Source organism: Lewinella sp. IMCC34183, assembly GCF_003390915.1.
Taxonomy (GTDB): Bacteria; Bacteroidota; Bacteroidia; order Chitinophagales; family Saprospiraceae; genus Neolewinella.
Window position 1 is genome coordinate 346,779 of the sequence record NZ_QMEM01000001.1, and the last position, 23,524, is coordinate 370,302.

Annotated in this window: 24 protein-coding genes; 17 read left to right on the top strand and 7 right to left on the bottom strand. The window is 61.9% G+C overall.

Annotated elements, in window-relative coordinates; all coding sequences use genetic code 11:
- The first annotated feature begins 177 nt into the window (after positions 1–177).
- Positions 178–774 carry a bifunctional nuclease family protein gene (locus DQG19_RS01470; protein ID WP_116124449.1) on the top strand — a complete coding sequence of 199 codons (597 nt, stop codon included), beginning with the start codon at positions 178–180 and terminating at the stop codon, positions 772–774.
- A 64-nt stretch (positions 775–838) separates the two neighbouring features.
- On the opposite strand, the gene fabD is transcribed toward DQG19_RS01470, so the two are convergent.
- A complete protein-coding gene (gene fabD, locus DQG19_RS01475) occupies positions 839–1,720 on the bottom strand; it encodes an ACP S-malonyltransferase (protein ID WP_116124450.1) in 882 nt (293 codons plus the stop codon).
- A 120-nt stretch (positions 1,721–1,840) separates the two neighbouring features.
- Between fabD and DQG19_RS01480 the strand changes: the two genes are divergently transcribed.
- The 11 genes from DQG19_RS01480 to DQG19_RS01530 all read left to right on the top strand — a co-directional run bounded on the left by DQG19_RS01480 (position 1,841) and on the right by DQG19_RS01530 (position 12,152).
- Positions 1,841–2,248 (top strand): DUF423 domain-containing protein, encoded by a 408-nt coding sequence (locus tag DQG19_RS01480; protein WP_116124451.1) that lies wholly within the window; start codon positions 1,841–1,843, stop codon positions 2,246–2,248.
- Positions 2,245–3,006, top strand: coding sequence for a 5'-nucleotidase C-terminal domain-containing protein (locus DQG19_RS01485; RefSeq protein ID WP_116124452.1), 762 nt, complete (start codon positions 2,245–2,247; stop codon positions 3,004–3,006). The genes DQG19_RS01480 and DQG19_RS01485 overlap by 4 nt, the downstream gene beginning before the upstream one ends.
- A complete protein-coding gene (locus tag DQG19_RS01490; RefSeq protein WP_116124453.1) occupies positions 3,003–3,908 on the top strand; it encodes a bifunctional metallophosphatase/5'-nucleotidase in 906 nt (301 codons plus the stop codon). The genes DQG19_RS01485 and DQG19_RS01490 overlap by 4 nt, the downstream gene beginning before the upstream one ends.
- Before the next feature lie 335 nt (positions 3,909–4,243).
- Positions 4,244–5,647, top strand: a complete 1,404-nt coding sequence (gene dnaA / locus DQG19_RS01495; protein ID WP_116124454.1) for a chromosomal replication initiator protein DnaA — start codon at positions 4,244–4,246, stop codon at positions 5,645–5,647.
- A gap of 28 nt (positions 5,648–5,675) precedes the next feature.
- Entirely contained in the window at positions 5,676–6,077 is a 402-nt protein-coding gene (locus tag DQG19_RS01500; RefSeq protein WP_157974258.1) for a c-type cytochrome, read from the top strand.
- Positions 6,078–6,168: 91 nt separating this feature from the next.
- Entirely contained in the window at positions 6,169–8,532 is a 2,364-nt protein-coding gene (locus DQG19_RS01505; protein ID WP_116124456.1) for a gliding motility-associated C-terminal domain-containing protein, read from the top strand.
- Between the two features lie 9 nt (positions 8,533–8,541).
- Positions 8,542–9,867 (top strand): hypothetical protein, encoded by a 1,326-nt coding sequence (locus DQG19_RS01510; protein WP_116124457.1) that lies wholly within the window; start codon positions 8,542–8,544, stop codon positions 9,865–9,867.
- 107 nt (positions 9,868–9,974) lie between these two features.
- Positions 9,975–10,541 carry a YceD family protein gene (locus tag DQG19_RS01515; RefSeq protein ID WP_157974259.1) on the top strand — a complete coding sequence of 189 codons (567 nt, stop codon included), beginning with the start codon at positions 9,975–9,977 and terminating at the stop codon, positions 10,539–10,541.
- 20 nt (positions 10,542–10,561) lie between these two features.
- Positions 10,562–10,792 carry a 50S ribosomal protein L32 gene (rpmF, locus tag DQG19_RS01520; RefSeq protein ID WP_116124459.1) on the top strand — a complete coding sequence of 77 codons (231 nt, stop codon included), beginning with the start codon at positions 10,562–10,564 and terminating at the stop codon, positions 10,790–10,792.
- A gap of 99 nt (positions 10,793–10,891) precedes the next feature.
- A complete protein-coding gene (locus tag DQG19_RS01525; RefSeq protein ID WP_116124460.1) occupies positions 10,892–11,278 on the top strand; it encodes a Rid family detoxifying hydrolase in 387 nt (128 codons plus the stop codon).
- A gap of 13 nt (positions 11,279–11,291) precedes the next feature.
- Complete coding sequence (locus DQG19_RS01530) at positions 11,292–12,152, top strand: homogentisate phytyltransferase (RefSeq protein WP_116124461.1); 861 nt, start codon at positions 11,292–11,294, stop codon at positions 12,150–12,152.
- A gap of 4 nt (positions 12,153–12,156) precedes the next feature.
- Here the strand turns inward: DQG19_RS01530 and DQG19_RS01535 are convergent, their stop codons facing one another.
- Positions 12,157–13,098, bottom strand: coding sequence for a CsgG/HfaB family protein (locus DQG19_RS01535; protein WP_116124462.1), 942 nt, complete (start codon positions 13,096–13,098; stop codon positions 12,157–12,159).
- A 453-nt stretch (positions 13,099–13,551) separates the two neighbouring features.
- Here DQG19_RS01535 and DQG19_RS21435 point away from each other — a divergent pair, with 453 nt between their 5' ends.
- The 4 genes from DQG19_RS21435 to DQG19_RS01545 all read left to right on the top strand — a co-directional run bounded on the left by DQG19_RS21435 (position 13,552) and on the right by DQG19_RS01545 (position 16,237).
- The gene (locus tag DQG19_RS21435) at positions 13,552–13,686 is read left to right on the top strand and encodes a hypothetical protein (protein ID WP_255418671.1); all 135 of its coding nucleotides are present in this window, start codon (positions 13,552–13,554) and stop codon (positions 13,684–13,686) included.
- A 51-nt stretch (positions 13,687–13,737) separates the two neighbouring features.
- Positions 13,738–13,881: a hypothetical protein gene (locus DQG19_RS20715; RefSeq protein ID WP_157974260.1), complete on the top strand. Its 144-nt coding sequence runs from the start codon at positions 13,738–13,740 to the stop codon at positions 13,879–13,881.
- 25 nt (positions 13,882–13,906) lie between these two features.
- Positions 13,907–14,074, top strand: a complete 168-nt coding sequence (locus DQG19_RS20720) for a hypothetical protein (protein WP_157974261.1) — start codon at positions 13,907–13,909, stop codon at positions 14,072–14,074.
- 126 nt (positions 14,075–14,200) lie between these two features.
- Positions 14,201–16,237 carry a S9 family peptidase gene (locus tag DQG19_RS01545; RefSeq protein ID WP_116124464.1) on the top strand — a complete coding sequence of 679 codons (2,037 nt, stop codon included), beginning with the start codon at positions 14,201–14,203 and terminating at the stop codon, positions 16,235–16,237.
- 76 nt (positions 16,238–16,313) lie between these two features.
- On the opposite strand, the gene DQG19_RS01550 is transcribed toward DQG19_RS01545, so the two are convergent.
- Together DQG19_RS01550 and ctlX are read right to left on the bottom strand one after the other, a co-directional pair.
- Complete coding sequence (locus tag DQG19_RS01550) at positions 16,314–17,507, bottom strand: hypothetical protein (protein ID WP_116124465.1); 1,194 nt, start codon at positions 17,505–17,507, stop codon at positions 16,314–16,316.
- Between the two features lie 72 nt (positions 17,508–17,579).
- Positions 17,580–18,503, bottom strand: a complete 924-nt coding sequence (gene ctlX, locus DQG19_RS01555; RefSeq protein ID WP_157974262.1) for a citrulline utilization hydrolase CtlX — start codon at positions 18,501–18,503, stop codon at positions 17,580–17,582.
- Positions 18,504–18,597: 94 nt separating this feature from the next.
- On the opposite strand from ctlX, the gene ggt reads away from it, so the two are divergent.
- Positions 18,598–20,283 carry a gamma-glutamyltransferase gene (gene ggt / locus DQG19_RS01560; protein ID WP_116124467.1) on the top strand — a complete coding sequence of 562 codons (1,686 nt, stop codon included), beginning with the start codon at positions 18,598–18,600 and terminating at the stop codon, positions 20,281–20,283.
- Positions 20,284–20,291: 8 nt separating this feature from the next.
- Here the strand turns inward: ggt and DQG19_RS01565 are convergent, their stop codons facing one another.
- From DQG19_RS01565 to DQG19_RS01575, 3 genes are all read right to left on the bottom strand, one after another.
- Positions 20,292–21,689, bottom strand: a complete 1,398-nt coding sequence (locus tag DQG19_RS01565; protein WP_116124468.1) for a M56 family metallopeptidase — start codon at positions 21,687–21,689, stop codon at positions 20,292–20,294.
- A complete protein-coding gene (locus tag DQG19_RS01570) occupies positions 21,686–22,063 on the bottom strand; it encodes a BlaI/MecI/CopY family transcriptional regulator (RefSeq protein WP_232826412.1) in 378 nt (125 codons plus the stop codon). The genes DQG19_RS01565 and DQG19_RS01570 overlap by 4 nt, the downstream gene beginning before the upstream one ends.
- Positions 22,064–22,159: 96 nt before the next feature.
- Positions 22,160–23,371 carry a pyridoxal phosphate-dependent aminotransferase gene (locus DQG19_RS01575; protein ID WP_116124469.1) on the bottom strand — a complete coding sequence of 404 codons (1,212 nt, stop codon included), beginning with the start codon at positions 23,369–23,371 and terminating at the stop codon, positions 22,160–22,162.
- Positions 23,372–23,524 lie beyond the last annotated feature (153 nt).

Genomic DNA, 23,524 nt, shown 5'->3' on the forward strand with positions numbered 1-23,524 from the left:
GACTGTTTAGCCGGAGGGCGTAACAAATCATCGCGATAAGTTTTGCCCCGGGAGGCCCCTGCCCTCCCCGGCTACTGAGGGGTTTCTTATCTTCGCCCCCCCTTAGGCCGGGCGGCGGGATAAACCTTGTCCGTCCCTGGCTCGTTAGCAGTTATTTGAAGGATTTACCGAAGCAGAATGGATAAGATCGAGCTCAGAGTAATGGCGATCAGCCGCAGCGTCACCCAGTCGCTGAACTATGCCGTGGTACTGGGTGAAATTGACGGCCCGCGCCGCCTGCCCGTCATCATCGGCAGTGCGGAGGCGCAGGCCATCGCCATTGCCATCGAGGGCATGAGCGGTCCCCGCCCAATGACCCACGACCTCTTTAAAAACACCCTGGAAACCCTGCGTACCGACCTGCGCGAGATCATCATTAGCGACATCAAGGAAGGCATCTTCTACGCCCGCCTGGTGCTTGACCGCGACGGCGAGATCATCGAAGTGGACAGCCGCACCAGCGACGCGCTGGCGCTGGCCACCCGCTTCGACTGTCCGATCTATACCTACGAGTTGATCCTGCAGAATGCGGGTATCGTACTGGAGGGCGAAGGCGAGGAGGAGGACCTGCAGATGCACGACGTGGGCGACGACCCCACCAGCGAGCGCAGCGACAACCTGTCGAGCTACACCATGGGTGAGCTCAACACGATGCTGGAAGACGTCCTCAGCGAGGAAAACTACGAGCGGGCCGCCCAGATCCGCGACGAGATCAAGCAGCGGAAGGCCAGCTGATCACCCTCCCCGCAAGCCCCGGGCCGCGTCGCGGTCCGGGGCTTGCGCAGAGGTATGCTTCAGCTTAGGAAAGTTGCTCCACGTCCAGGTCGCGGTCGACCTTTTTGATCAGGCCGGCCAGGATCTTTCCCTTACCCCCTACTTCCACGAAGCGCCGGATACCGGCTGCCTGCATGTGCTGGATCGTCTGCGTCCACCGCACCGGTGCGGTCAGTTGGGCGATCAGTTTACGCTTGATCTCTTCGGGGGCGACGCTGGGCCGCCCGTCCACGTTCTGGTACACCTCGCAGCCCGGCGGGCGGATACGGGTGGCCTCGATGGCCTCGCGCAGCGCCTCGCGGGCGGGCTCCATGAGCGGACTGTGGAAGGCGCCGCCTACGTTGAGCGGCAGCACGCGGCGGGCGCCGAGGTCGCTAAGTACCTTGGAGGCCGTAGCGACCCCCTCTTCCGAACCGGATATGACCAACTGGCCGGGCGTATTGTAATTGGCGGGCACCACCACGTCCTTGATTTCCGCGCAGGCGGCCTCGATAGTGGCGTCGTCCAGTCCCAGGACTGCGGCCATCGTTCCGGGGCGCGCGTCGGCGGCCTCCTGCATGGCCCGGGCGCGCTGGCTTACCAGCCGCAGGGCATCCGGAAAGGCAATCGCGCCGGCGGCAACGAGGGCGGAAAACTCACCCAGGCTATGGCCGGCCACGGCGTCCGGCTCCTGGGGCTCCTCGGCGCTAAGGAAGGCTACCGTAGAATGTACGAAAATGGCGGGCTGGGTGATGCGGGTCTGCCGGAGGTCCTCCTCCGAGCCGTTGAACATTACGTCGGACAGGGAGAAGCCGAGCACGTCGTCGGCCTGCATGAATAGGGTCTTGGCGTGCTCGCTGAGGTCGAACAGGTCCTTGCCCATTCCGGTGAACTGGGCACCCTGGCCGGGAAATACGTAGGCGGTCATGCGAAAGCTTTTGCGGGATTCTGATAAGTAAAGGCGGCAATCTAAGGACCCCGTGCCATAATCCGGTCAGATTGGGCCATTTGTCCCCGTCGGCGGCGGCACAGGCGATAGCTTTGCAGCATGAACGCGCAGCAACTTATCCGCCTGGCCGCCCTGCTCGGCGCCGGCAGCGTAGCCCTCGGGGCCTTCGGCGCCCACGGCCTGCGGACGCTGGTCGGGCCGGACCAACTCGCCATTTACGAAACGGGGGTGCGCTACCTGTTTTACCACACCTTTGCCCTCGGGCTGGCGGCGGTACTGTGGCGGCAGCCGCAGGTGCAACGTTCGCGCCTGAAGCTGGCGGCGTGGCTCTGGCTGTTGGGAATCTTCCTGTTCAGTGGCTCACTGTTTGCCCTGAGCCTGCGTGCGGTCCACGGACTGCCGGTAGCCTTTCTCGGTCCGGTCACTCCGGTCGGCGGCCTGCTCCTGATCGGGGGGTGGGTAGCCTTCTTTCTCTCCCCCACCCCCGCAAATTCTACCGCACCATGAACTACCGTCTTTTGCCGCTCGCGGGGCTGCTGCTGACCGCCCTGGCCTGCGGCCGCCCCCTGACGGACCCCGTCACCCAGCCCCGCCTCTACCCCATCACTGAGGACACCCGCGTCGACGAGAGCCTCACGGCCAACGCTGCGATGGAGGCGACCATCACTCCCTACCGCGAAGAACTGGCCAACTTGCTCAATCGCGTAGTGGCCGAGGTAGCAACTCCCCTCACGAAGGGACAGCCGGAGAGCAGCCTGGGGAACTGGGCGGCCGACCTCACCCTGGCCGCCGCCCGTGAGCTCTTCCCCGACAAGCACGTCAGTTTCGCGGTCCAGAACTACGGCGGTTTGCGTGTGGCCGAGATCGGCGCGGGGGACCTCACCGTCTCCCAACTCTACGAACTGATGCCTTTCGACAACCAGTTGGTACTCGTGGAAGTGAACGGGCAGGAATTACTCGACTTCGTAGACCATACCCTCTCCGATGGCGGCTGGCCGGTCAGCGAGGGACTTACGGCCGTGCGCCACGACGGCACGGTCACGATACGGGTGGAGGGCCGTCCGGTGGACCCCACCGCCACCTACTACATCGCCGTACCCGATTACGTGGCCAACGGAGGCAGCGACGCCAGCATGCTGGCCGGCCGAAAGCAGTACGCCAGCGGGCAACTGGTACGTGACCTGCTGATCGAACAGGCCGGCCGCGCGCCAGGCCCCATCACCGTGGTCTCCGACGGGAGCCGCATCAAACTCAACGACCGATGAATCGCAGATTCTTTATCCGGCGCGCGGCCGTAGGGGGTGGCTTGCTCCTCCTACCCGGACTCGCCACGGCCCTTCCCCGCCGCGACCGCCGTATCACCATCCTGCACACCAACGACTGGCACAGCCGGATCGACCCCTTCCCCGACGACGGTACCCGCAATGCCAACCAGGGCGGAGCCGTCCGCCGTGCCGCGCTGATCCGGCGCATCCGCGGGGCGGAGCCGAACGTGCTGCTGTTGGACAGCGGCGACGTGTTCCAGGGTACCGCCTACTTCAACTTTTTCCTGGGCGAGCTGGAAATGAAGCTCATGTCGCAGATGGGCTACGATGCCTGTACGATCGGCAACCACGACTTCGACGGCGGCATCGAGAACCTCGCTACCCAGTTGAAGAAGGCCTCCTTCCCGATGCTCAATGCCAACTACGACCTCTCGGGAACGCCGCTGTCGGACCTGGTTGCTCCCTACCGGGTGTTCGACAAGGACGGGATCCGGGTCGGGGTCTTCGGCCTGGGGATCGAGTTGGAGGGCCTCGTGCCGTCCGAGCTATACGGCTCCACAACCTACCAGGACCCCATCGCCCGCGGCAACGAAACGGCCCTGCACCTGCGGCAGCGCCTGAAGTGTGACCTGGTGATCTGCCTCAGCCATCTGGGCTATCGCTACCGCGACGAGAAGGTGAGCGACGTGACCCTTGCGGCGGCCAGCCGGCACATCGATCTCATCCTGGGCGGACACACCCATACGTTCCTGGACGAGCCGGTGGAGGTACCGAATGCAGCCGGCGAACCGGTGGTGATCAACCAGGTGGGATTTGCCGGTTTACGGCTCGGCCGCCTGGACATCACCTTCGGCGGACCGGGCGACCGCGGCTGCGTGTCTTGTAGCAATTTGCGGGTATAGAACGGGTCATAGTCGTGGTACGCTTATGACAAAATTGCCGCTTTGCGAAGGAATCCCCGCCAAAGAAGATTTTGTGATAAAAGTCCGGCAATCTTTTGTCCGACTGCCCCTCCAAGCCTCATATTTGCTATCCACCCGGGCGGACTCGGGTTACCTCAACTACCTGAAATTGGCCCAATATGGGCTACCCCTGGACGAACGGGACACCAAGTGGCCCCGAGATCGTGCAGCTAATTTTTACCGATTACTTACTGATCCTCAAAACGTTTCGCTAACCAACCTACGGTGCCCTACCACCGCCGGGAAGAATGAATACTGTGCAACTGGCAACACTAATGAACCACACCTTAGTTTGGGAAAACTGTCTACAAACCATCCGGCACAGCGTTGATCCGCAGAGCTACCAGACGTGGTTCGTTCCCATTCGACCGGTGGCACTTCAGAGCAACGAGCTGACCATCCAGGTCCCCCACCGGCTCTTCTACGAATTCCTCGAAGAACACTACATCGACGTCCTCAAGCTTAGCCTCAACCAGGCGCTGGGTACCGCGGGTCGCCTGCAGTACCGTATCAAGCCGCCCCGGCAGAACGAGGAAGGCTACCAGCCCGCCGCCAAATCGGGGAACGGCAAGGCCGTACCCACTCCGTCCAACCCCTTCGTGATCCCGGGCATGACGCGCCCGCGCATCGAGAGCAACCTCGACGGCAAGTACACCTTCGATAACTTCATCGAGGGCGACTGCAACAGCCTGGCCCGCAACGCCGCCAAGGCCGTAGCCGACAACCCCTCCAACACCGCCTTCAACCCCCTCGTCATTCACGGCCCCGTGGGACTGGGCAAGACCCACCTGCTCAAGGCCGTCGGCAACCGCATCGCCGAGAAATACCCGAACAAGTCGGTACTCTACGTCACGACCGACACCTTCACCAACCAGCTCGTGTCGAGCATCGGCAACAACACCACCAACGACCTCGTAAACTGGTACCAGAACGTGGACGTGCTGCTGGTCGACGACATTCAGCAGCTGATCAACCGCAAGAAAACCCAGGACGTCTTCTTCAACCTCTTCAACGTCCTGCGGCAGAACAACAAGGCGATCGTGATGACCTGCGACCGGCCGATCATCGAGCTCGACATCGAGGAGCGGCTGCGCAGCCGCTTCCAGTGGGGCCTGACCGCCGACCTGAGCGCGCCCGCCCTCGAGACCCGGATGGCCATCCTGGCGGCCAAGGCCAGCGCCAATGAGGTCAACCTGCAACCGCAGGTGATGGAGTTCATCTGCTACCACATTCAGAACAACATCCGCCAACTAGAGGGCGTACTCAACAACCTCGTGCTGCACAGCGGAGTCAACCAGGGTAAGGAGATCGACCTCGAGCTCGCGCGGCAGGTACTGAAGAACTTCGTGACCGAGATCAACCGCGAAGTGACCCCGGAGGTGATCCAGCGCACCGTGGCCGAATACTACAACCTGGACGTGGAGAAACTGGCCAGTGCCACCCGCCGCCGGCACGTGGTACTCGCCCGACAGGTCAGCATGTTCCTAGTCAAGCAGTTTACGGACCAGAGCCTCAAGGCCATCGGTCGCATGTTCGGCGGGCGGGACCACGCCACCGTGATCTACTCGATCAAGACCGTGCGTGACCTGATGGAAACCAACGACGACATCAAGAAGGCCCTGGAAGAACTGGAGCGGAAGATCCGTGCCGGTCACGGCGACGCCACAACTAAGTGGTAACCGCCCCGTTATGGGGGAAACCACCCGCATGCCGCGCACCCTTCTTCTCTCACTGACCCTCTGCACCCTGCTCCTGCTGTGCGTACTCGGCTGCGGAAAGACGGAGCACCTGCAGGGCCGGAACCTGTACCTGGAACACTGCGCCAACTGCCACTTCGAGGAGGGGCAGGGCCTCGGGCTGCTCATCCCGCCTCTGGCCGGTGCCGACTACCTGCGCGATAATCCCGCGGCCGTCGTCCAGGGCATCCGACACGGGATGGAAGGCCCGATGGTCGTGAACGGGGAAACCTACAACGAGGCCATGCCCGCCAACATCGAGCTCTCGGAATTTCAGATCGTGAACATCGTCAACTACATCAATCAGGCCTGGGGCAACGACTACGGACTGGTGACGGTGGAGGAGACCCGGCGGTGGCTGAGCGCGGAATAGCGCACGGCGGACCAAGCCCGCGGGCGGGAAGCCCGGCCACGTTGGTAAAATTCGTACTTTGGCAGCCCTACCATCACCCTGGCGCCACGCTATGATCCTACGTTTACTGACCAGCCTGCTGCTCCTGCTGACGGGCGGTGCTTTCATGACCGCGCAGACCCCCTGCGGCACGGTCGACATTCTCAACCCCGCGTCCATCAGTCTATGCCAGGGCGAGCAGATCCGCCTGCAGCAGACCAACACTCTGAATAACCCGACCTACCAATGGTCCCCCGCCGCCGGCTTCGTCGACCCGGTCACGAGCGCCTCCCCGCGGGTGCGGCCCCAAGCCAGCGGGTTTATCCGCGTGACGGCTACCGGGAGCGACGGCTGTACGGTCTCCGACAGCATCTTCGTGGACGTTGACGTTCTAGTAGCCCCCCCGCTGATCGACGATCTAACCGTATGCCAGGGCACCGACCTCTCCCTGACGGGGGGACCGGTCGACGACACCGGCAATACCATCTATACCGTCTTCTCCAATAACCGTCCCGTGACCGGCGCTACGGCCGCGAACGGCTTCACCGTACGCGTGGATTCCGCCTCTACCTATGCTATCGTGGCCCGGTCGGAAAACGGCGCCTGCGAAGAACGACTGGAGGTTGAGGTCGACGTGATCGACGGACTGTTCGATATTCCGCAGGACACGGTCTTTGCCTGCCTGGGGGTCGATTCCATCGTTCTTACCGTCGTCGACACCCCCTTTGTCGCCAATCGGGAGATCACCTGGTCTCCTACCCGCTTCAACCTGAGCGCGCCCACGGGACGGAGCTTTACGGTGCGTCCCGTCGCCGACATCACTTACTACGCCGAAACTACCATCAACGGCTGCCGCCGCATTGACTCGGTAGCGGTGCGCCTGGATAGCCTGCCCGCCGACCTGAGCCTGATGCTGGAGCCCGAAAAGGATCCGTACTGCCAGGGCGACACGTTCTACGTTCTTTCGCCCGTCTACGACGTCGGTGACTTCCCCATCATCGAGCACGAATGGACGACGGCCCCCGGCCTGCAGAGTCCACGCGATCTCTACAATGCCGTTTTCAATGCCCAGGATACCGCCACGCTGACCCGCATTACCCGTAATGGCGCGTGTATCGATACGGCAACTATCGACGTCAACGTCGTCGAACCACCGGTAGTAACCTTCTCCCCCCAGGATACCACCGTATGCCCGGGAGAGATGGTCCAGATACAGGCTACCTTCCAGAGTGGAACCGGGTCGCTCGAGTGGATGGACCCGACCAATACGCTGAGCTGCACGGACTGCCTGGATCCGATAGCCACCCTGCAGACTACTACCGAGTACACCATCGAACTCATTACCGGGAACGACGAATGCAAGGCCGAACTCTCCTACCAGATCAACGTGGCCGAGAATCAATCGCCCGAACTCACCACCGAGGTATTGCTTTGTCCCGGCGATTCCCGGCAGTTGATCGTTGGCGGGACCGTTCCCGGTTACACCTACCGCATCACCGGGGGCGGCATCGACACCAACAACCCCAGCGTACTGCTGAGCCCGACGGAAACGACCACCTACACCATCGAAACCACCGGCGATTGCGGTACGACCACCCAGACCCTGCAGCTTGTTCTGGCTACCGATTACACGGTCACGGCCAGTGGCCCGTCGACGGTCTGCGCCAGTGACGTACTGAACCTGAGCGCCGCGGTAGATCCTGGTTCCATTACCGGTACCTACACCTGGCTGTTGCCGAACGGAACCACCCAGACGGGCCGGGAGATCGCCGTCAACACCCCGCAGAGCGGCACCTATACGGTAACCTTTACCGACGATCTCGGATGCAGCACTGCCTCGGACGGTATCACCGTGGAGGTCCTGGGTGAAGACATCACTCCGATCATCGTGGCCACGCTGCCCGACGGCACTACCGCCGGGGGCGGGGACGTACTCTACGCCGGCAACGATGTCGTACTTACCGTGACCAACCTGCCGGCCGGCCAGAACTTTACCTACGCCTGGACGGGCAACTACTCTCCGGGAACCGCCTCGGGACAGGAGATCACCGTGACCGTACCCCGGCAGGACGATACCCCCCAACCGTTGAATTATTCCGTCACCGTAACCAGCGAGGAAGGGCAGTGTACCTACGATGCCAGTTTCTTTCTACCGGTCGAGCAGTCGCTGGTACAGATCCCCGACCTCTTCACACCCAACGGCGACGGGCGTAACGACGAGTTTCGGCTATTCTACAACGGAACGATCACGGACTACACCATGATCGTGTACGATCGGTGGGGACAAAAAGTCTTCACCAGCGACGATCCGCAGGAGGGCTGGGACGGTACCAAGAACGAGTCGCCGCAACCCTCCGATGTATACCTCTATCTGGCCAAATTCCGTCAGGACGGCGTGGAGCTACAGGAGGAGGGGCAGGTGACGCTCGTGCGATAACTTAGTGTCGTGGACCCCGCACGCGCACCCGACGCCGAACCCAAACCGAAATGGCTCCGCAAGCTGGAGCGAGAAAGCTGGCAGGCGGAACTGATTATCTCTGGAGCGGCAATCGTCGGGAGCCTGCAGCTTCCGGGGCTGATCGACCAGATGGAAGGCTACTTCCTGCTAAATTACGACCGGGATTCCCTCTTCATCAGCTACATCGCTTCGATCTACTGGCGCGTCCTGGCCACCAGCCTCATCGCGACCTTCATATTTCACTTCGTGGTGCGGGCCATGTGGATTGGACTCGTCGGACTCAACTCCGTGTATCCCGGGGGGTTCCAAACGAACGAGCGTTTTAGTCAGCACCACCAGGAAAGGATGAAGGCGGAGTTTGGCGACATTGACGGCTTTATCCGGCGCCTCGACCGCCTGGGGAGCGGGATCTTCGGTGTGGCATTCGCGCTTGCCGGGGTTTTTCTCAATTTCGGGATTGTCGGTGTGGTTTTCCTGTTCATTCATTCCTGGCTGGTGACCGCCGGCTTCACGTCCCGGCAGGTGTTTATCGGGATGGGTGTTCTGCTGGCTCCCCTGCTTCTGCTTTCCGTACTCACTATGGTGTCCCACAGCGCCCGCTATCGCGACCATCCCCTAGTCAGGCGGTACCAGTGGCCGATTTCCATGGTGGTGAGCCGATTCACGTACCCGGTGGCGAGAAAGTACATCACCACTTCCATCAACCTGGTCACGTCCTATTACGCGGACCAGAAAGGATTCGGTTGGAAATACTTACTCGGCCTGGTGAGCCTCATTGTAGTGATGCTACTAAGCCTGCTGGCCAACCGGCAGACCCTCTACTTCATCGACAATTATTACCACCGCATAGCCAACGATTCGCTCCTCCTCGCAACCAATGTTTCGGGTAAGGAGGCATTCGACGGCATTTACGTCCGGCCGATCCTGACCGGTGAGTCGCCCATCACCTCCGAGGGGCTGACGGTCTGGATACCCCTGCCAGAGCGGGAGATGTTCTTTTTGGAGTCAGGCTGCAGCGTCGCCCTTGTACCGGAAGGCCTTGATCGGCAAGAGGCGCGTATGCGGAGGCGGGAGTGGCTGGTACAATGTGCCGGGGAGTACCTTTCCTTCGCCGTCAACGGCGAGCCGGCGAGAGAATTCGAGCTGGAGCGGCAGTACCTGACCAATGCCGCGGGTGATCAGTACGGGATACGCGCCTTCCTGCCCGATCCGCCGTTGAGGAAAGGGAAGAATCTACTCCGGGTCACGACCCAGTACCCACACGAGGATACCGGCGAGCCCCGGATAGCCTACCTACCCTTCTATCATTATTAGGGCGACAAACGTTTTGTTTTATCGCGGGGGATAACGTACCTTTGCGCCCACTTTGAAACGTCCCTAGGGTACCAATGGGTACCGTTCCGGTTCAAAACGATTGCCTTATGTCTACTCCTTCCGCTTTTGTCTTACCCCTGAAGGGGCTTGGTAAGGGATTTTACGAGTACGACCTGAAGGTAGGGGACGGATTCCTTTCCGCCTACCCCGAGTCGCCGATCCAGCGCGCTGCGGTCGACCTTCACCTGATCGTCGATAAGCAAAGTCGCGAAATGGTGGTGGATTTCGATTTTGCCGGCACTATCGCCACCGCGTGCGACCGTTGCCTGGCCGATATTGATCTTCCGATCCAGGACCGTCGCCAACTCATCGTCAAGTTCACCGCGGAGGCGGATGAACAGCGCGACGAGGGAGACATCGTTTACCTGCACCCGGACACCAACGACTTCAACCTGGCGCCCTTCGTCTACGAAATGGTGGTGCTGGCCGTACCGATGATCCGTACCTACGATTGCCGGGCCGGCGAACCACCCTACCCCTGCGACGAAGACCTGCTCCACCGGATCGACGCCTCCTACGCCACCGCTGAGGAGGCCCCTACCCGTTCGGCCGATGACGAGGATGAAGATCGCTCCAGCCCCTGGGACGTACTCAAGGACCTGAATAAAAATTAAGCTTAAAACAGTTTTACGCCATGGCACATCCCAAGTCCCGGATCTCGAAGCAACGCAAGCGCAAGCGTCGGACCCACTACAAGGCTTCCGCCCCTACCCTGACCACCTGCCAGACCACCGGCGAGCTGCACCAGCCCCACCGTGCCTACAAGGACAGCGAGGGTAATCTCTACTACAACGGGAACCTGCTGGTCAAAGCACCCGAGATCGTAGAGATCGACACCGAAGACAACACGGAAGACGAGGACTAGCCCCCGGGTTACGTTCGTTTCTTCCATTAGCCCGCCGGCCCCGCCGGCGGGCTATTCGTGTTTTAATAAGTCCGGGTATCTTGCGGGCAAAACAGACCCATGCCCAAGCAAATCATCACCACCGACCTCGCACCCGCTCCCGTAGGCGCCTACAACCAGGCCACCCTCGCCAACGGGGTGCTCTACGTCAGCGGACAGATCGCGCTCGACCCCGCCACGGGGGACCTGCTGACCGCGGACATCGAATCGGAAACCCGCCGCGTGCTCGACAACCTCAAAGCGATCGTGGAGGCCGGCGGCAGCAGCATGGAACAGGTCCTGAAGTGCGAAGTCTTCGTGAGCGACATGGAGAACTTCGGCCGCATCAATTCCGTCTACGCGGAGTACTTCGCCGAGGATACGGCCCCCGCCCGCGCCCTGGTGCAGGTAGCCAACCTGCCGAAGTACGTCAACGTGGAGATCAGCTGCATCGCCCTGGTCGCCTAAAACCGGCCGTAGCATGATCACTTTCCTCCGCTTTACCCGGGCCCACACGATCGTGGGCACTACCGTTTCCCTACTGGCGCTCTACCTGATGGCGTGCCGCCACCTGCACACCAGCGACTGGAGCATGTTTGCCGTGACACTCTTCAGTTGCCTGTGCGCCAACGTGTACATCACCGGGCTCAACCAGCTGACCGACGTAGAGATCGACCGGATCAACAAGCCCTACCTGCCGCTCGCCAGCGGTGCGTACTCCATTACGACGGGTTACCTCATCGTAGGACTCGGACTGGTACTGTCGCTCATCACCTGCTTCATCTATCCGCCCTTCCTGCCGGCCACCGTGATCGCCAGCCTGGTGATCGGTACGGCGTACAGCGTGCCCCCGGTGCGGCTCAAGCACTACCATTTCTGGGCCGCCTTCTGCATCATCGTGGTACGCGGGCTGATCGTCAACCTGCTGCTGTACCTCCACTTCCGCTGGTGGCTGGGGGAAAACCCGGTGGTGCCCGCCACGGTCTGGCTGCTGACCGCCGCGGTGTTTACCTTCGGCATCATCATTGCGTGGTTCAAGGACCTGCCGGATACCGAAGGCGACGCCGCCTACGGCATCCGCACCCTCTCACTCGTCAAGAACCGCAAATGGGTGTTCCGTACCGGGGCCATTTTGCTGCGGCTTACGCTTCTGGGCGTGGCTATCGTGGGCTGGCAACTGGACAACCTGCCACTTGCCCTCGGACAACTCGCCCTGCTGGCCGGATTCGAGTACCTGTGCCGCCGGCTGGACTTGGAGGAGCAGCCGTCCATCGCCCGCTTTTACCAGGGGGTGTGGGTGCTCTTCTTCCTGGAGTACGGGGTGTTTGCGGTCTTCGGGTAAGCGGCTATTGCATTACGAGCCGCACGTAGTTGTCGCTCATGTCCGCAACGTCCATGCTCCCGCCGGCGGAGTCGAGCAGGCGATCCAGCACGTCCTCCAGCGAGCACGTATGACGAATCTCCAGCACGCCGTTGCCGTCTTCCACCCGCTTGCTCACGCCGAGTACGTCGGGGAAGTCCTCTACGGAGGAAGCTACCGTGCGCAGGTCGCTGTATCCAAGCCCTTCGATCAGGATGGTGGAGCTGCTGCCTTCGACGAAGGTGGGCGGCGGCAGCGACTCCCGTTCCTCGGCCAGGATGGCCACCGCCTCGATGATGGCTTCCTCGGTGGCATCCGCCATAGCCTGGGAACTGAAGAACCCGGCCCCCACGCCGATGCCGCGGCCGCCGGCGCCACTTACGACGCCGATCTTGTTCTTCTTCTTGTCGATGGATTTAGAGACCAGGATCTCACCCGTACTGGTTTCGATGATCTGGATGATGAAGCCTACGTGGGCCTTGACCAAACCAGCACCGCCGATTCGACCACCGACCAGGGCTCCCAGCGCGCCGCCGCCCGCATTTTCCTTGAATTCGGTGACCTTGCCCGTAACGATCAGCTGGGCACCGGTGAGCGAGCCGATACTGGAAGCCGTACCGGGATCGACGCGGCCGGTGGTGGCAAAGTCCTGCTCGGCCAGAATGTCCTCGATCGTTTGCCGGTCCACCACGCGGTAGCAACCGGAATTGAGGAGTGCATTGGTTAACATATCCGCCATGCCGTTGCCGATACCGCTGGAGTTTGCGTCGGAGGCGTGGTAGTCGAAGCGGCTTACGGCTACGATATTTTTTTCGTCGCGCGGCAGATCACAGGACGCTATGACGATCTCTTCCTCGGCCTTCTGAGCCAGCAGGCCCGGAGCGAGGGAACAAAAAAAGAGCGTAAGTAAAAGTGTAGTGTAGTTCATAGTAAATGGGTGTAGCGTGGAAGTGAATACCCTGGTCTACGACGTACCTTCTCCCCTACCCTCCGGCGAGGGATTTCTGGAGGTAGCGGCGGAGGGAACGGGAACCGGATGAAATAGCCGGAAGGGGGAAGGGCTGCGCGAACGGCCCGTGAAATTGGAGTGGATTAGAAGGTTCGTCGGAATAGTGTGTTATGTCAAATATAATATTTGGCACCCATCCGGCAAATTATTCGCGCGGCTTATTTACCGGGCGCGGCCGCGGGTGCGATGGCCGCGGGGCTGACCGTCCTGCTCCCGGGTTCCCGCCTGTATTCCCGCCACCAAATCCACCGGCTGCGGCACCGGTCCGCAAGCTCGCTGTCGTCAACATCCGCAACCGATTATGAGAATAGTTATCCTTGCCCATTTCTTCGAGCCCTTTGCCGGGGCCTGGAGCTGATCACCTGTCAGTTGGTGCGGGAACTCGTCGCCCGCAACCACGACGTGGAGTTGTACGCCCGCGCCGACTCCTGCCCCACCCTGCCCGTGGTGCAGATGCTCTCGAAGGTGGCGATGCTGACCAATTTAGACGAGGGGGAGATTAACTAATCGGGCATAACCACCGACGAATTCGTCCAGACGGTTGCCTACCATGATGTGATGGCCCGCATCGCTGCCGGCGGCTACGACATCGTACACAACCATTCGTTGCACCACGTACCCAAGTTGCTCGGTAACGAGCGGGGGCGGTCCTTTATCACCTCCCTGCACCGGACAACACCAGACCGGGACGTCCGGCAGTAACCGGCAACGGCTGCTCTTTACCGACATGGCAGACATCGACCGCACGGTGTACAAAGGCATCGATCTGGACGGTTGGCAGCCCAGTTACGGTCCGAGAGAGGACTATTTCTTCTGGGCGGGCCGCATCTGTAATGAGAAGGCTCCGCACGACGCCATCGAAGCCTGCCGGCGGGTGGACGCGGCCTTCACGTAGCCGTAGCGTCCTGCCGGCGGATCGGTAAACTGGGGCAGAATCGTATTCAACCTCGCGGTCAAAAACCGCATTGTAGAGGAGCGCCGGATACCATTGCACCCGCGTCCGCGCCAGAAACTAACGTACATGACCCCACCCAAGCCCAAGAAAGAAACCCGTGCCCTCTCCCTGCACGGCGACACCCGCCACGACGACTACTACTGGATGAACCAGCGCGAGGACCCGGAGGTCATCGCCCACCTCGAGGCCGAAAACGCCTACTTTGAGGATCGTATGGCCCACCTTAAGGAAACGCAGGAGGCCCTGTTCCGCGAAATGCGCGGCCGCATCAAGGAGGACGACAGCAGCGTTCCCTACGCCAATCGCGGCTACGTCTACCAGACGAGCTACGAAACCGGCGATCAGTATCCCCGCTACTTCCGTCGCCCGGAGGCGGGTGGCGAGGAAGAACTCATGTTCGACGTGAACGAGATGGCCGAGCCCTACGATTACTACCACGTGGGCGGCATGGCCGTGAGCGACGACAACCGCTACGTGACCTACGGGGAAGACACCATCAGCCGCCGGATCTACACCATTCACATCAAGGATATGCTGACCGGACAGAACCTGCCGGACCAGATCCCCAATACCACCGGCGGAAGCGTCTGGAGCGCCGACGGGAAATATGTCTTCTACTCCGTAAAGGACGAGGCCCTGCGCCCCTACAAGATTATGCGCCACGAGCTGGGCACCGCGCCCCAGGACGACGTGACGATCTACGAGGAAACCGACGAAACCTTCCGCGCCTACGTGTACCGGAGTAAGTCTCGTAAGTACATCATCATCGGCTCCGCCCAGACGGTAAGTACCGAGTACCGCGTCCTGCCGGCCGACGACCCGCTGGGCGAGCCGCGGCTGTTCCAGCCCCGCGAACGCAACCTGGAGTACAGCATCGAGCACATCGACGACCGCTTCTACGTGCTGACCAACTACCAGGCCAAAAACTTCCAGCTGATGGTAACCCCCGAGGACGCCACCGGCAAGGAAAACTGGAAAACCGTGATCCCCAACCGCGACGACGTGCTGCTGGAAGGGCTCGACATCTTCCGCGACTACCTGGTCCTGAGCGAGCGGGCCAACGGGCTGACCAAGCTACGCGTGCGGCCCTTCGACGGGGAGGAGTATTACCTGGACTTCCCGGACGCCGCCTACATGGCCTACACCAGCACCAACCCCGACATCGAGACCGAGGTGCTGCGCTACGGCTACCAGAGCATGACCACCCCGCCGAGTACCTACGACTTCAACATGCGCACCCGCGAGCGTACCCTGCTGAAGCAGCACCCCGTGCTCGGCGACTTCAGCCCGGACAATTATACCAGCGAACGCGTGTTCTCCACCTCCCGCGACGGCACGCGGGTGCCCCTGAGCATCGTGTACCGCAACGGTACGCCGCGGGACGGATCGGCACCGCTGTTGCTCTACGCCTACGGCAGCTACGGCCACAGCCTGGACCCGAGCTTCAGCATCACGCGCCTGAGCCTCCTGGACCGCGGCATGATCTTCGTGATCGCGCACATCCGGGGCGGCGAGGAGATGGGGCGCCACTGGTACGAGGACGGCAAGCTGCTCAAGAAGAAGAATACCTTCAACGACTTCGTCGACGCGGCCGAGTACCTGATCGCCGAGCGGTACACGGCCGCCGACCGGCTGTACGCGATGGGGGGCAGCGCGGGCGGGCTGCTGATGGGCGCCGTGGCCAACCTGCGGCCGGACCTTTTCGCCGGCATCGTCTCCCAGGTGCCCTTCGTGGACGTGGTGACCACCATGCTCGACGACTCCATCCCGCTGACCACGGGGGAGTACGACGAGTGGGGCAACCCCAACGAGGAAGAGTATTACCACTACATCAAGAGCTATAGCCCGATCGACCAGGTGAAAGCAAAGGACTACCCCGCTATGCTGGTCACCACCGGCCTGCACGACAGCCAGGTGCAATACTGGGAGCCGGCCAAGTGGGTAGCCAAGCTGCGCGAACTCAAGACCGACGACAACGAGATCCTCTTCCACATAAACATGGAGGCCGGCCACGGCGGCGCTTCCGGGCGCTTCGACAGCCTGAAAGAGATGGCGCGCGACTACGCCTGGGTCCTGAGCCGGGCAGGCCTGCTGCGCGACTAGCCAAAAGCCCCGCCGCCGGAAAAATCGCGGCGCGGGGCGGTTAAATACGGGAAATGACGACTAATAGTCTTCGGGATCACATCATCCTGCGGCTCGCCACCAGGCGTTGCTGCAGAATCGGCTTGAGCTGTTCGGCGGCGGTCAGTACCAGCTCCTCGTTTGTCGGAAAGGGCAGCGGCTTGTTGCCTATGCGGCGGCGGGAGGATGGGGTCAGTGCGCGTCTGTCGCCCCGGAAGGTGCTGGCGTAGTGCTCGAATAGCGCCTCTGCGGTCAGGTCCTCACTGTCCACTACCCGCTGCTGGTGGAGGTCGTATAGCTCCATGCTGCCGGACACCAGCGCGGTCTTCTGCTGTAGCACCTCGAGGACTTCAGCCCGTACGATCACCGATTTGGGCTGCTTGATGTCGTTGCCGAGGGAGTCCTTGGCTACGTTACCGTTTTCGTCGAGCACGTATTCCTCGCCGTCCTTGATCTCCTTTTCGTCCACGTAGCTGCGTTCGGACAGCCGTTCCGGGCTGATCTGGATGTCGCGGATAACCAGTCGGGCGCGGTAGTCGTAGTCATCCTCGTCGCGGGGCTGCAGGTCGTAGATCCGCCAACGGTCGTCCATGTCGCTGGTCCGGATCCGGAGCAACTCGTCCTCGAAGCCCCGCGGCAGGATAGCTCCGCTCTGGTTTTCCACCCGCACCGCGACGTACACGCGTCCCAGTGCCTCGGCCTCCTGTAGCAGGTCGTGGGTATCCAGGTAATCGGGGCGGTAGCGCTGAACGGTTTCCAGGGTGAGGTAGGCTTCGCGGGCGGCCGCGCGGTCAACGCGGCGGCCGTTTTCCAGTAGTTCGTTTGCCTCGGCGTAGAGTTGCTTGGCAGCGCGGTCCTCGGCTTCGATCACCAATTCCTCGGCGCGCACGAAGCGAAACTCGGCCTTCCGGCCATTCTTATCGTAGAGCGGCAGCAGGGGACGCAGGGCATCCTGCCGGCGCCGGATGTTGTCGTAGATGGCGTGGACCTCCGTCCAGTCGGTCGCATTGCCGCGCTTCATGTACTCGGCGCGGTTCACGTCGCGCTCATTGGCGCGGTTGACCGCCTCCTCCAGGGCAGCCACCAGTTTGGGGTTCTTCTTGTCTTTGCCGGTGATGCGGCGCTGGGCGAGGGCCATGGCCCGTTCGTAATTGCCGGACTCCACCATCGCATCTACCGAACGGCAGGACGGAACGGTGAGGAACAGCGTTCCCAGCATGAGCAACAGGGCGTATGCGTGCGGGGCTTTCATGTTTAGTCGTCTGGTTTACACCAAAACTAGTCCCCGCAAAACCGAATTGTGTGATAATAGAATTAAAGCCGCTTAAGATTTGTTAAGGAAAACTTCGGCCAGCATGCAGCGGGCGCTACCTCCACCGTACCGCTCGATGGTCCCCAGGTCCGCGTGCACGATGCGCATGCCCGCGGGTTCCATCAGGGCATCACGCTGTGCCGGGTCGAGACTTTCGAAGGCCGCGGTCGACATGATCCACACGGGACCGTCCGGCGTAACCGCCTCCAGGGCGTTGCCCGCAAAACGGTCGACCTGCTCCAGCGACAGCCCGACGATCCGCTTGCCGGACAGCAAGAGGCTTTCGGTAAGTTTGGTCTTTTCGGCCGGATCGCGTACGGCGTCGAGACATACCAGGACGTCACGGGACCCGATGGCCATCATCACGTTGGTGTGGTAGATGACCTCCCCGTCGGCATCGTGGCCGTGGAAGGTGACGGGCTTGTAGTCCATACGGGTACACCAGCGGTGGACGGCCTCCAGGGTGCAGCGCTGGGAGAGGCAGGCGTAGGCCATCCGCTTTTGGCGGTCCAGCAGAAGGCTACCGGTACTTTCCAGAAACAGCCCCTCCCCTGCCCAGTCCGCCAGGTCGACGTACTGCTCTACCGTAAAGTGCTCCTCCAGGTAGCGCAGAATGTCCTCCCGCCGTTCCATGCGGCGCTGGGGCCAGTAAACCGGGTAGGTGATCACCGTGCCGGCCGCGTCGGTGGAAAACCAGTTGTTGGGGAATACGGCGTCGGGCTTGACCGGTCGGGGCGTGTCCTCCATGACGTGGGCGGTGACGCCGGCGCGGCGTAGCAGGGCTACGAAGGCATTGAACTCTTCGACGGCCCGCTGGCCGATGGTGGTGAAGCTTTCATTGGCTACGGGCTGCTGAAAGGAATTGTCGGCGACGGTTTCGCTGGCGCGGGCGAAGTTGGCGGGGCGGACGAGGAGGAGGTGGTTGGTGGTTTGCATGAATTCGGTTGGGACCACGCTAAGGTGCGAAGTGAAAACGAAACGCGGAAAGCCCGGGGGCACGCATTGCTTACCTTGCGTAAAAGTCAGGTAAATGAAGTACTTCCCCCTGTTGCTCCTGGTCCTTCTCGGCTGCCGCGAAACGCCCCGTGTCGATTACGAAGCCCAGAAGAGTGCCTCCTTCCCCACCGCCGCCATTGCCGGCCCCCACCCCCTCGCTACCCAAACCGGGCTGGAAATACTCCGCCGCGGTGGAAACGCGATCGACGCCGCCGTAGCCATGCAACTGACCATGGCGGTCGTGTTCCCGCGGGCGGGCAACATCGGCGGGGGCGGCTTCCTCGTTTACCGGCCTGCCCAGGGAGAACCCGTCACGCTCGACTACCGCGAGATCGCCCCGGCCGCGGCGGGCCGCGACATGTACCTGGATTCCCTGGGCGACGTGACCGACGGACTCAGTACGCGGGGACACCTGGCGGTAGGCGTTCCGGGTACGGTAGCGGGTATTGTTGCCATGCACGAGCGCTTTGGCTCCCTGCCGTGGGCGGAACTGGTACAGCCGGCCATCGATTTTGCGCGCGACGGCTACCGCTTGAGTGAGTCCGAGATCGGCCGCCTCAAGCGCTACCACGCCGACTTTGCGGAATTCAACGAATCGACCCCCTTCAGCGATAGCAGTATGGTGGCGGGAACGCAGGTGCAACAGCCGGACCTGGCCGCCACGCTGACCCGGATCCAGGCGGAAGGCCACGCCGGGTTTTACGAAGGTGAAACCGCGGACCTCATCGTCGCGGAAATGGAAAGCGGCGGCGGACTCATCACCCGGGAGGACCTGCGAAACTACGAAGCGAAGTGGAAGGCGCCAATCACGAAAGATTACCGCGACTACCGCCTGATTTCCATGCCCCCGAGCAGCAGTGGAGGCATCGCCCTGGCCCAGATGGTGGAGATGGTGGAGCCCTACCCCCTGGACGATTACGGCTTCCAGTCGGTGCGTTCCGTACAGGTGATCGCCGAAGCCATGCGCCGGGCCTACGCCGACCGGGCCGAGTACCTGGGCGACGCGGACTTCTACCCCGTCCCCGTCGACAGCCTACTCAGTGACGACTACCTGAAAGCACGGATGTCGGATTTTCGCTGGGACTCCGCCGGCACCAGCGATAATATCGCGGCCGGTCAGGTAGCCATGAAGGAGAACTTCGAAACGACCCACATCAGCATCGTCGACAGCCTCGGCAACGCCGTATCCATCACCACCACCCTCAACGGCAACTTCGGCAGCAAGGTGATGGTCGACGGCGGCGGCTTCTTCCTCAACAATGAGATGGACGACTTCAGCGCCAAACCCGGCGTTCCCAACATGTTCGGGCTAGTCGGAAAGGAGGCCAACGCCATTCAGCCCGGCAAGCGGATGCTGAGCAGCATGACGCCGACCATCGTGGAAAAAGACGGAAACCTCTTCATGGTCCTCGGCGCCCCGGGCGGATCGACCATCATCACCGCCGTCCTACAGACCTTCCTCAACGTAGCCGAGTACGGCATGACGTTGCCCGAAGCGGTGGACGCGCCCCGCTTCCACCACCAGTGGCTACCCGATGAGATCCTGTACGAGAAGGACGCCCTGGGCGGTGGCGTGCTGGACAGCCTGCAGGAACTTGGCTACACCTTCCGGGAGGTCAATAGTATGGCCGTCATCAAGGCCGTGCAGGTGTTACCCGATGGCAGCCTACAGGCCGCGGCCGATCCGCGGAATCCGGACGATGACGTGGAAGGGTATTAGAGACTAGGCTAACAGCCCTCACCGGGGGCCGCAGGAAGGCGGGCGCCGGCAAGCCTGAGCAGGCGCTTTTCAAAATCGGGTACATTCAGTCCCGTACCGGGATCCGTTCCGGGAGCAGCGGGTCTTCCCCTGATCTCGAAGGTGCCGTCCGGGAAAATCTTATTGTGCTTCTTGAAGTAGTCGACCGTGGATACGTCGATTTGGAAAACGTGTTTGCCGTAGTTCGTCGCATTTTTTTCCAGTCTGCTCTGGTAGTAGTGGGCAAAATCACCCGGGGAGTAGTTCTGCAATTCATCGTTAGCGACCCGCTGCCCGTCGATCCAGACGCCGTAGGTCGTTGGATCCTTCCACGCTTGCAGGGTTGCGGCGGAGGGAGGATTGGGCTGCGCGGGTTTGATCTTTTCCCAGAAGTCGGGAATCGGCGGTGGCGGCGGAATCGTGTCGGCAGGGACTACAGCCGCAGCGACCACCCGGGGCGGGGCTGCGGACGCAATCGGGGCCGCAGGTTCGGCGGGGGGGGCGGCAGCGACGGCGCGATCTCCGAGGAAAAGGGCGGTAGCGATGCCGATGCCGGCCACCAGGGTGTAACGGGCGAAGCGGCTGGCCGGAGAGGGGGTGACAGATTTCATCATGGCAAAGCGTTTTTTAGTGATCGAAAAGCCGGCCGGACTGGCCAGGTAGGAAGCCGCGGATGCGGGGCGGAGGGTATCCAGCAGCGTTTGCTGGTAAGCCGCTGCTGGATACCCCCGGTCGAGGACCGCGCGGTCGGCAAGTAATTCGTGGTTGGCGGCAACCGCGCGCCCATAGACCAGCAGCAGCGGGTTCCACCACCAGATAATTCGCAGGCCGGCCACCAACAGGCGATCGACGGAGTGTAGCTGCCGGGCGTGGGCCGCCTCGTGGATGAGCACGGCGGAATGCGCCGCCGCTTGCCGACCGTGAAAGACCCACCGCAGGAAGGTATGGGGGGGCGTGGTATCGTCCAGAATGACCTCGGTGAACCTGTCCCGACGATGGCGAGTACCCCGTTTGAGGCGGGAGGCGACGCCGCGCAGAAAGGCGAGGAGGCGTAGGGTAGAAAAAAGGACGCCGGTGAAATACACCGTCCATAGCAATGCCGGAAACCAGTACGAGTTGGTACCGGCGGGCAAGTCACTTACCGGGACTTGCGGAGCCCCTTCCCCGGTCAGGGGCTCTACAATAAGTGGCGTGGCGGTAAGCAAGGGTTCAGTCGCGGCGGCCGGGTAAACCGGCAGGACGGGAATCACGAAGCTTGCCAGCAAGGTGATCAACAGGTAGCCCCGCTTAACTTGGCCCACCGGCAGCCGGTCGAGCAGCAAGTAGTAGCCCGCCAGGAGGACGAACTGGGCAGCAAATGCATGGGTGAGGTAGGTCCAGTCGATCATTGCTTCCGGTCGATTTGGTCCTTGATCATCCGTTGCAGTTCTTCCAGTTCTTCCTGCGAGAGCTCGGCCTGTCCCGTCAGCAGGGAGGCGAACTCCAGGGGTGAGCCCCCGAAAAACTGGTTAACCATACCCCTGATACGGCGGCCGAAATACGCCTCCTTGGTGACCTTGGGGAAGTACTGCCGGCTGTTGCCGTGGTTCTCGTAGCCCACCAGATCCTTGTCGATCATCCGGCGCAGCAGGGTTGCCACGGTGGTCTTCGCGGGCCGGGGCTCCGGCAACTCATCCAGGAGCTCCTTCATGTAGGCGCGCCGGAGCTTCCAGAGATGCTTCATCAGGCCTTCCTCAGCGGCGGTAAGTTCGGGCAGTGACATTTGTAGTTGTTGTTCTACAAATGTAGTACGAAGCGACCAAAAATGCAAACGGGCCGGTGCGGAAGTTCCGCCCGGCCCGTTCGTTGACGTTGTAGCCTACTTTAGTCGGCCCAGCGCCTCGTCGATCCGGCGGACGGCCTCCTTCAGCTGCTCCTCGCTGGCAGCGTAGCTGATGCGCAGGCAGTCGGGCGCACCGAAGGCGTCGCCGGTCACCGTGGCTACGTGGGCGTTCACGAGCAGGTAGGCGGCAAGGTCGTCGGCGTCGTTGACGGTGGTTTCGCCGTCGGACTTACCGAAGAAGTGGCTTACGTCGGGGAAAATGTAGAAGGCACCCTGGGGGCGGTTCACCTTCAGGCCCTCGATCTTCTCCAGTCCCTCGATAATCAGTTCGCGGCGGCGCGCGAAAGCTTCCTTCATGGCGATGGTGGGCCCGAGGTCGCTGTTGAGGGCGTGGGCGCCGGCGGCTTGCGCGATGCTGTTCGCTCCACTGGTGTTTTGTCCCTGCAGCTTATTGCAGGCGTCGGCAATCTCCTGCGGGGCACCGAGGTAGCCCAGGCGCCAGCCAGTCATGGCAAAGCCTTTCGAAAAGCCGTTGACGGTGATGGTACGGTCCTTTACTTCGGGGCAGTTGCCGATGCTGGCGTGCTTCCCGACGAAGTTGATGTGCTCGTAGATCTCGTCGGATACCACGTAGACGTGGGGATAATCGGCCAGCATCTTGCTGATTGCGGCCAGTTCCTCCGCGGAGTACACCGAACCCGTGGGGTTACAGGGCGAAGAGAAGAGGATGAACTTGGTCCGGTCGGTGATGGCCGCCGCGATCTCGTCTGGGTTCACTTTGTAGTCGCGGTCGATGCCGGCGCCCACGATCACGGCCTTACCGCCGGCAACTTCCACCATGGCGGAGTAGCTGACCCAGAAGGGACCGAGAATGACGGCCTCGTCGCCGGGGTTCAGCATGGCGTAGCATACGTTGGCGATGCTCTGCTTGGCGCCGGTGCTGACTACGATCTGTGAGGGGGCGTAGTCCAGTCCGTTCTCCCGCTTGAACTTGTCCGAGATCGCCTTGCGCAGCTGGGCGGTGCCGGGCACCGGGGTGTACTTGGTTTCTCCGGCGTCCAGCGCCCGCTTGGCGGCGTCCTTGATGTGCTCGGGGGTATCGAAGTCGGGCTCGCCGAGGCTCAGGCTGATTACGTCGTGGCCCTGGGCCATTACCTCCCGGCCGAGCTGGGCCATGCGCAGGGTGGCTGACTCTTCCATGGAAGTGACGCGGTCGGAAAGCGGTGAGGTTGCGGTAGTAGATGCCATGGGATACGTATGCGGTTTTTTGGGACCGTGAAGATACGCGCGACGGACCGCCCGCTCCCGTTTCCGGCACGTAAAGGCCGGCCAAATTTTGGGTTTACTGGAACCGCCAAGGCTATCTTGCCGTCCCGCGGCCGTCTCCGGGCCACGCTTACC

Coding starts and splice junctions, on each gene's coding strand:
- DQG19_RS20720 (WP_157974261.1), top strand. CDS start 13,907: ATGGCAGACATCGACCGCACGGTGTACAAAGGCATCGATCTGGACGGT.
- DQG19_RS01490 (WP_116124453.1), top strand. CDS start 3,003: ATGAATCGCAGATTCTTTATCCGGCGCGCGGCCGTAGGGGGTGGCTTG.
- DQG19_RS01505 (WP_116124456.1), top strand. CDS start 6,169: ATGATCCTACGTTTACTGACCAGCCTGCTGCTCCTGCTGACGGGCGGT.
- DQG19_RS01515 (WP_157974259.1), top strand. CDS start 9,975: ATGTCTACTCCTTCCGCTTTTGTCTTACCCCTGAAGGGGCTTGGTAAG.
- DQG19_RS01550 (WP_116124465.1), bottom strand. CDS start 17,507: ATGAAAGCCCCGCACGCATACGCCCTGTTGCTCATGCTGGGAACGCTG.
- DQG19_RS01570 (WP_232826412.1), bottom strand. CDS start 22,063: ATGTCACTGCCCGAACTTACCGCCGCTGAGGAAGGCCTGATGAAGCAT.
- DQG19_RS20715 (WP_157974260.1), top strand. CDS start 13,738: ATGGCCCGCATCGCTGCCGGCGGCTACGACATCGTACACAACCATTCG.
- DQG19_RS01575 (WP_116124469.1), bottom strand. CDS start 23,371: ATGGCATCTACTACCGCAACCTCACCGCTTTCCGACCGCGTCACTTCC.
- DQG19_RS01535 (WP_116124462.1), bottom strand. CDS start 13,098: ATGAACTACACTACACTTTTACTTACGCTCTTTTTTTGTTCCCTCGCT.
- ggt (WP_116124467.1), top strand. CDS start 18,598: ATGAAGTACTTCCCCCTGTTGCTCCTGGTCCTTCTCGGCTGCCGCGAA.
- DQG19_RS01470 (WP_116124449.1), top strand. CDS start 178: ATGGATAAGATCGAGCTCAGAGTAATGGCGATCAGCCGCAGCGTCACC.
- DQG19_RS01485 (WP_116124452.1), top strand. CDS start 2,245: ATGAACTACCGTCTTTTGCCGCTCGCGGGGCTGCTGCTGACCGCCCTG.
- ctlX (WP_157974262.1), bottom strand. CDS start 18,503: ATGCAAACCACCAACCACCTCCTCCTCGTCCGCCCCGCCAACTTCGCC.
- DQG19_RS01530 (WP_116124461.1), top strand. CDS start 11,292: ATGATCACTTTCCTCCGCTTTACCCGGGCCCACACGATCGTGGGCACT.
- dnaA (WP_116124454.1), top strand. CDS start 4,244: ATGAACCACACCTTAGTTTGGGAAAACTGTCTACAAACCATCCGGCAC.
- DQG19_RS01480 (WP_116124451.1), top strand. CDS start 1,841: ATGAACGCGCAGCAACTTATCCGCCTGGCCGCCCTGCTCGGCGCCGGC.
- DQG19_RS01525 (WP_116124460.1), top strand. CDS start 10,892: ATGCCCAAGCAAATCATCACCACCGACCTCGCACCCGCTCCCGTAGGC.
- DQG19_RS01565 (WP_116124468.1), bottom strand. CDS start 21,689: ATGATCGACTGGACCTACCTCACCCATGCATTTGCTGCCCAGTTCGTC.
- DQG19_RS01545 (WP_116124464.1), top strand. CDS start 14,201: ATGACCCCACCCAAGCCCAAGAAAGAAACCCGTGCCCTCTCCCTGCAC.
- DQG19_RS01500 (WP_157974258.1), top strand. CDS start 5,676: ATGCCGCGCACCCTTCTTCTCTCACTGACCCTCTGCACCCTGCTCCTG.
- fabD (WP_116124450.1), bottom strand. CDS start 1,720: ATGACCGCCTACGTATTTCCCGGCCAGGGTGCCCAGTTCACCGGAATG.
- rpmF (WP_116124459.1), top strand. CDS start 10,562: ATGGCACATCCCAAGTCCCGGATCTCGAAGCAACGCAAGCGCAAGCGT.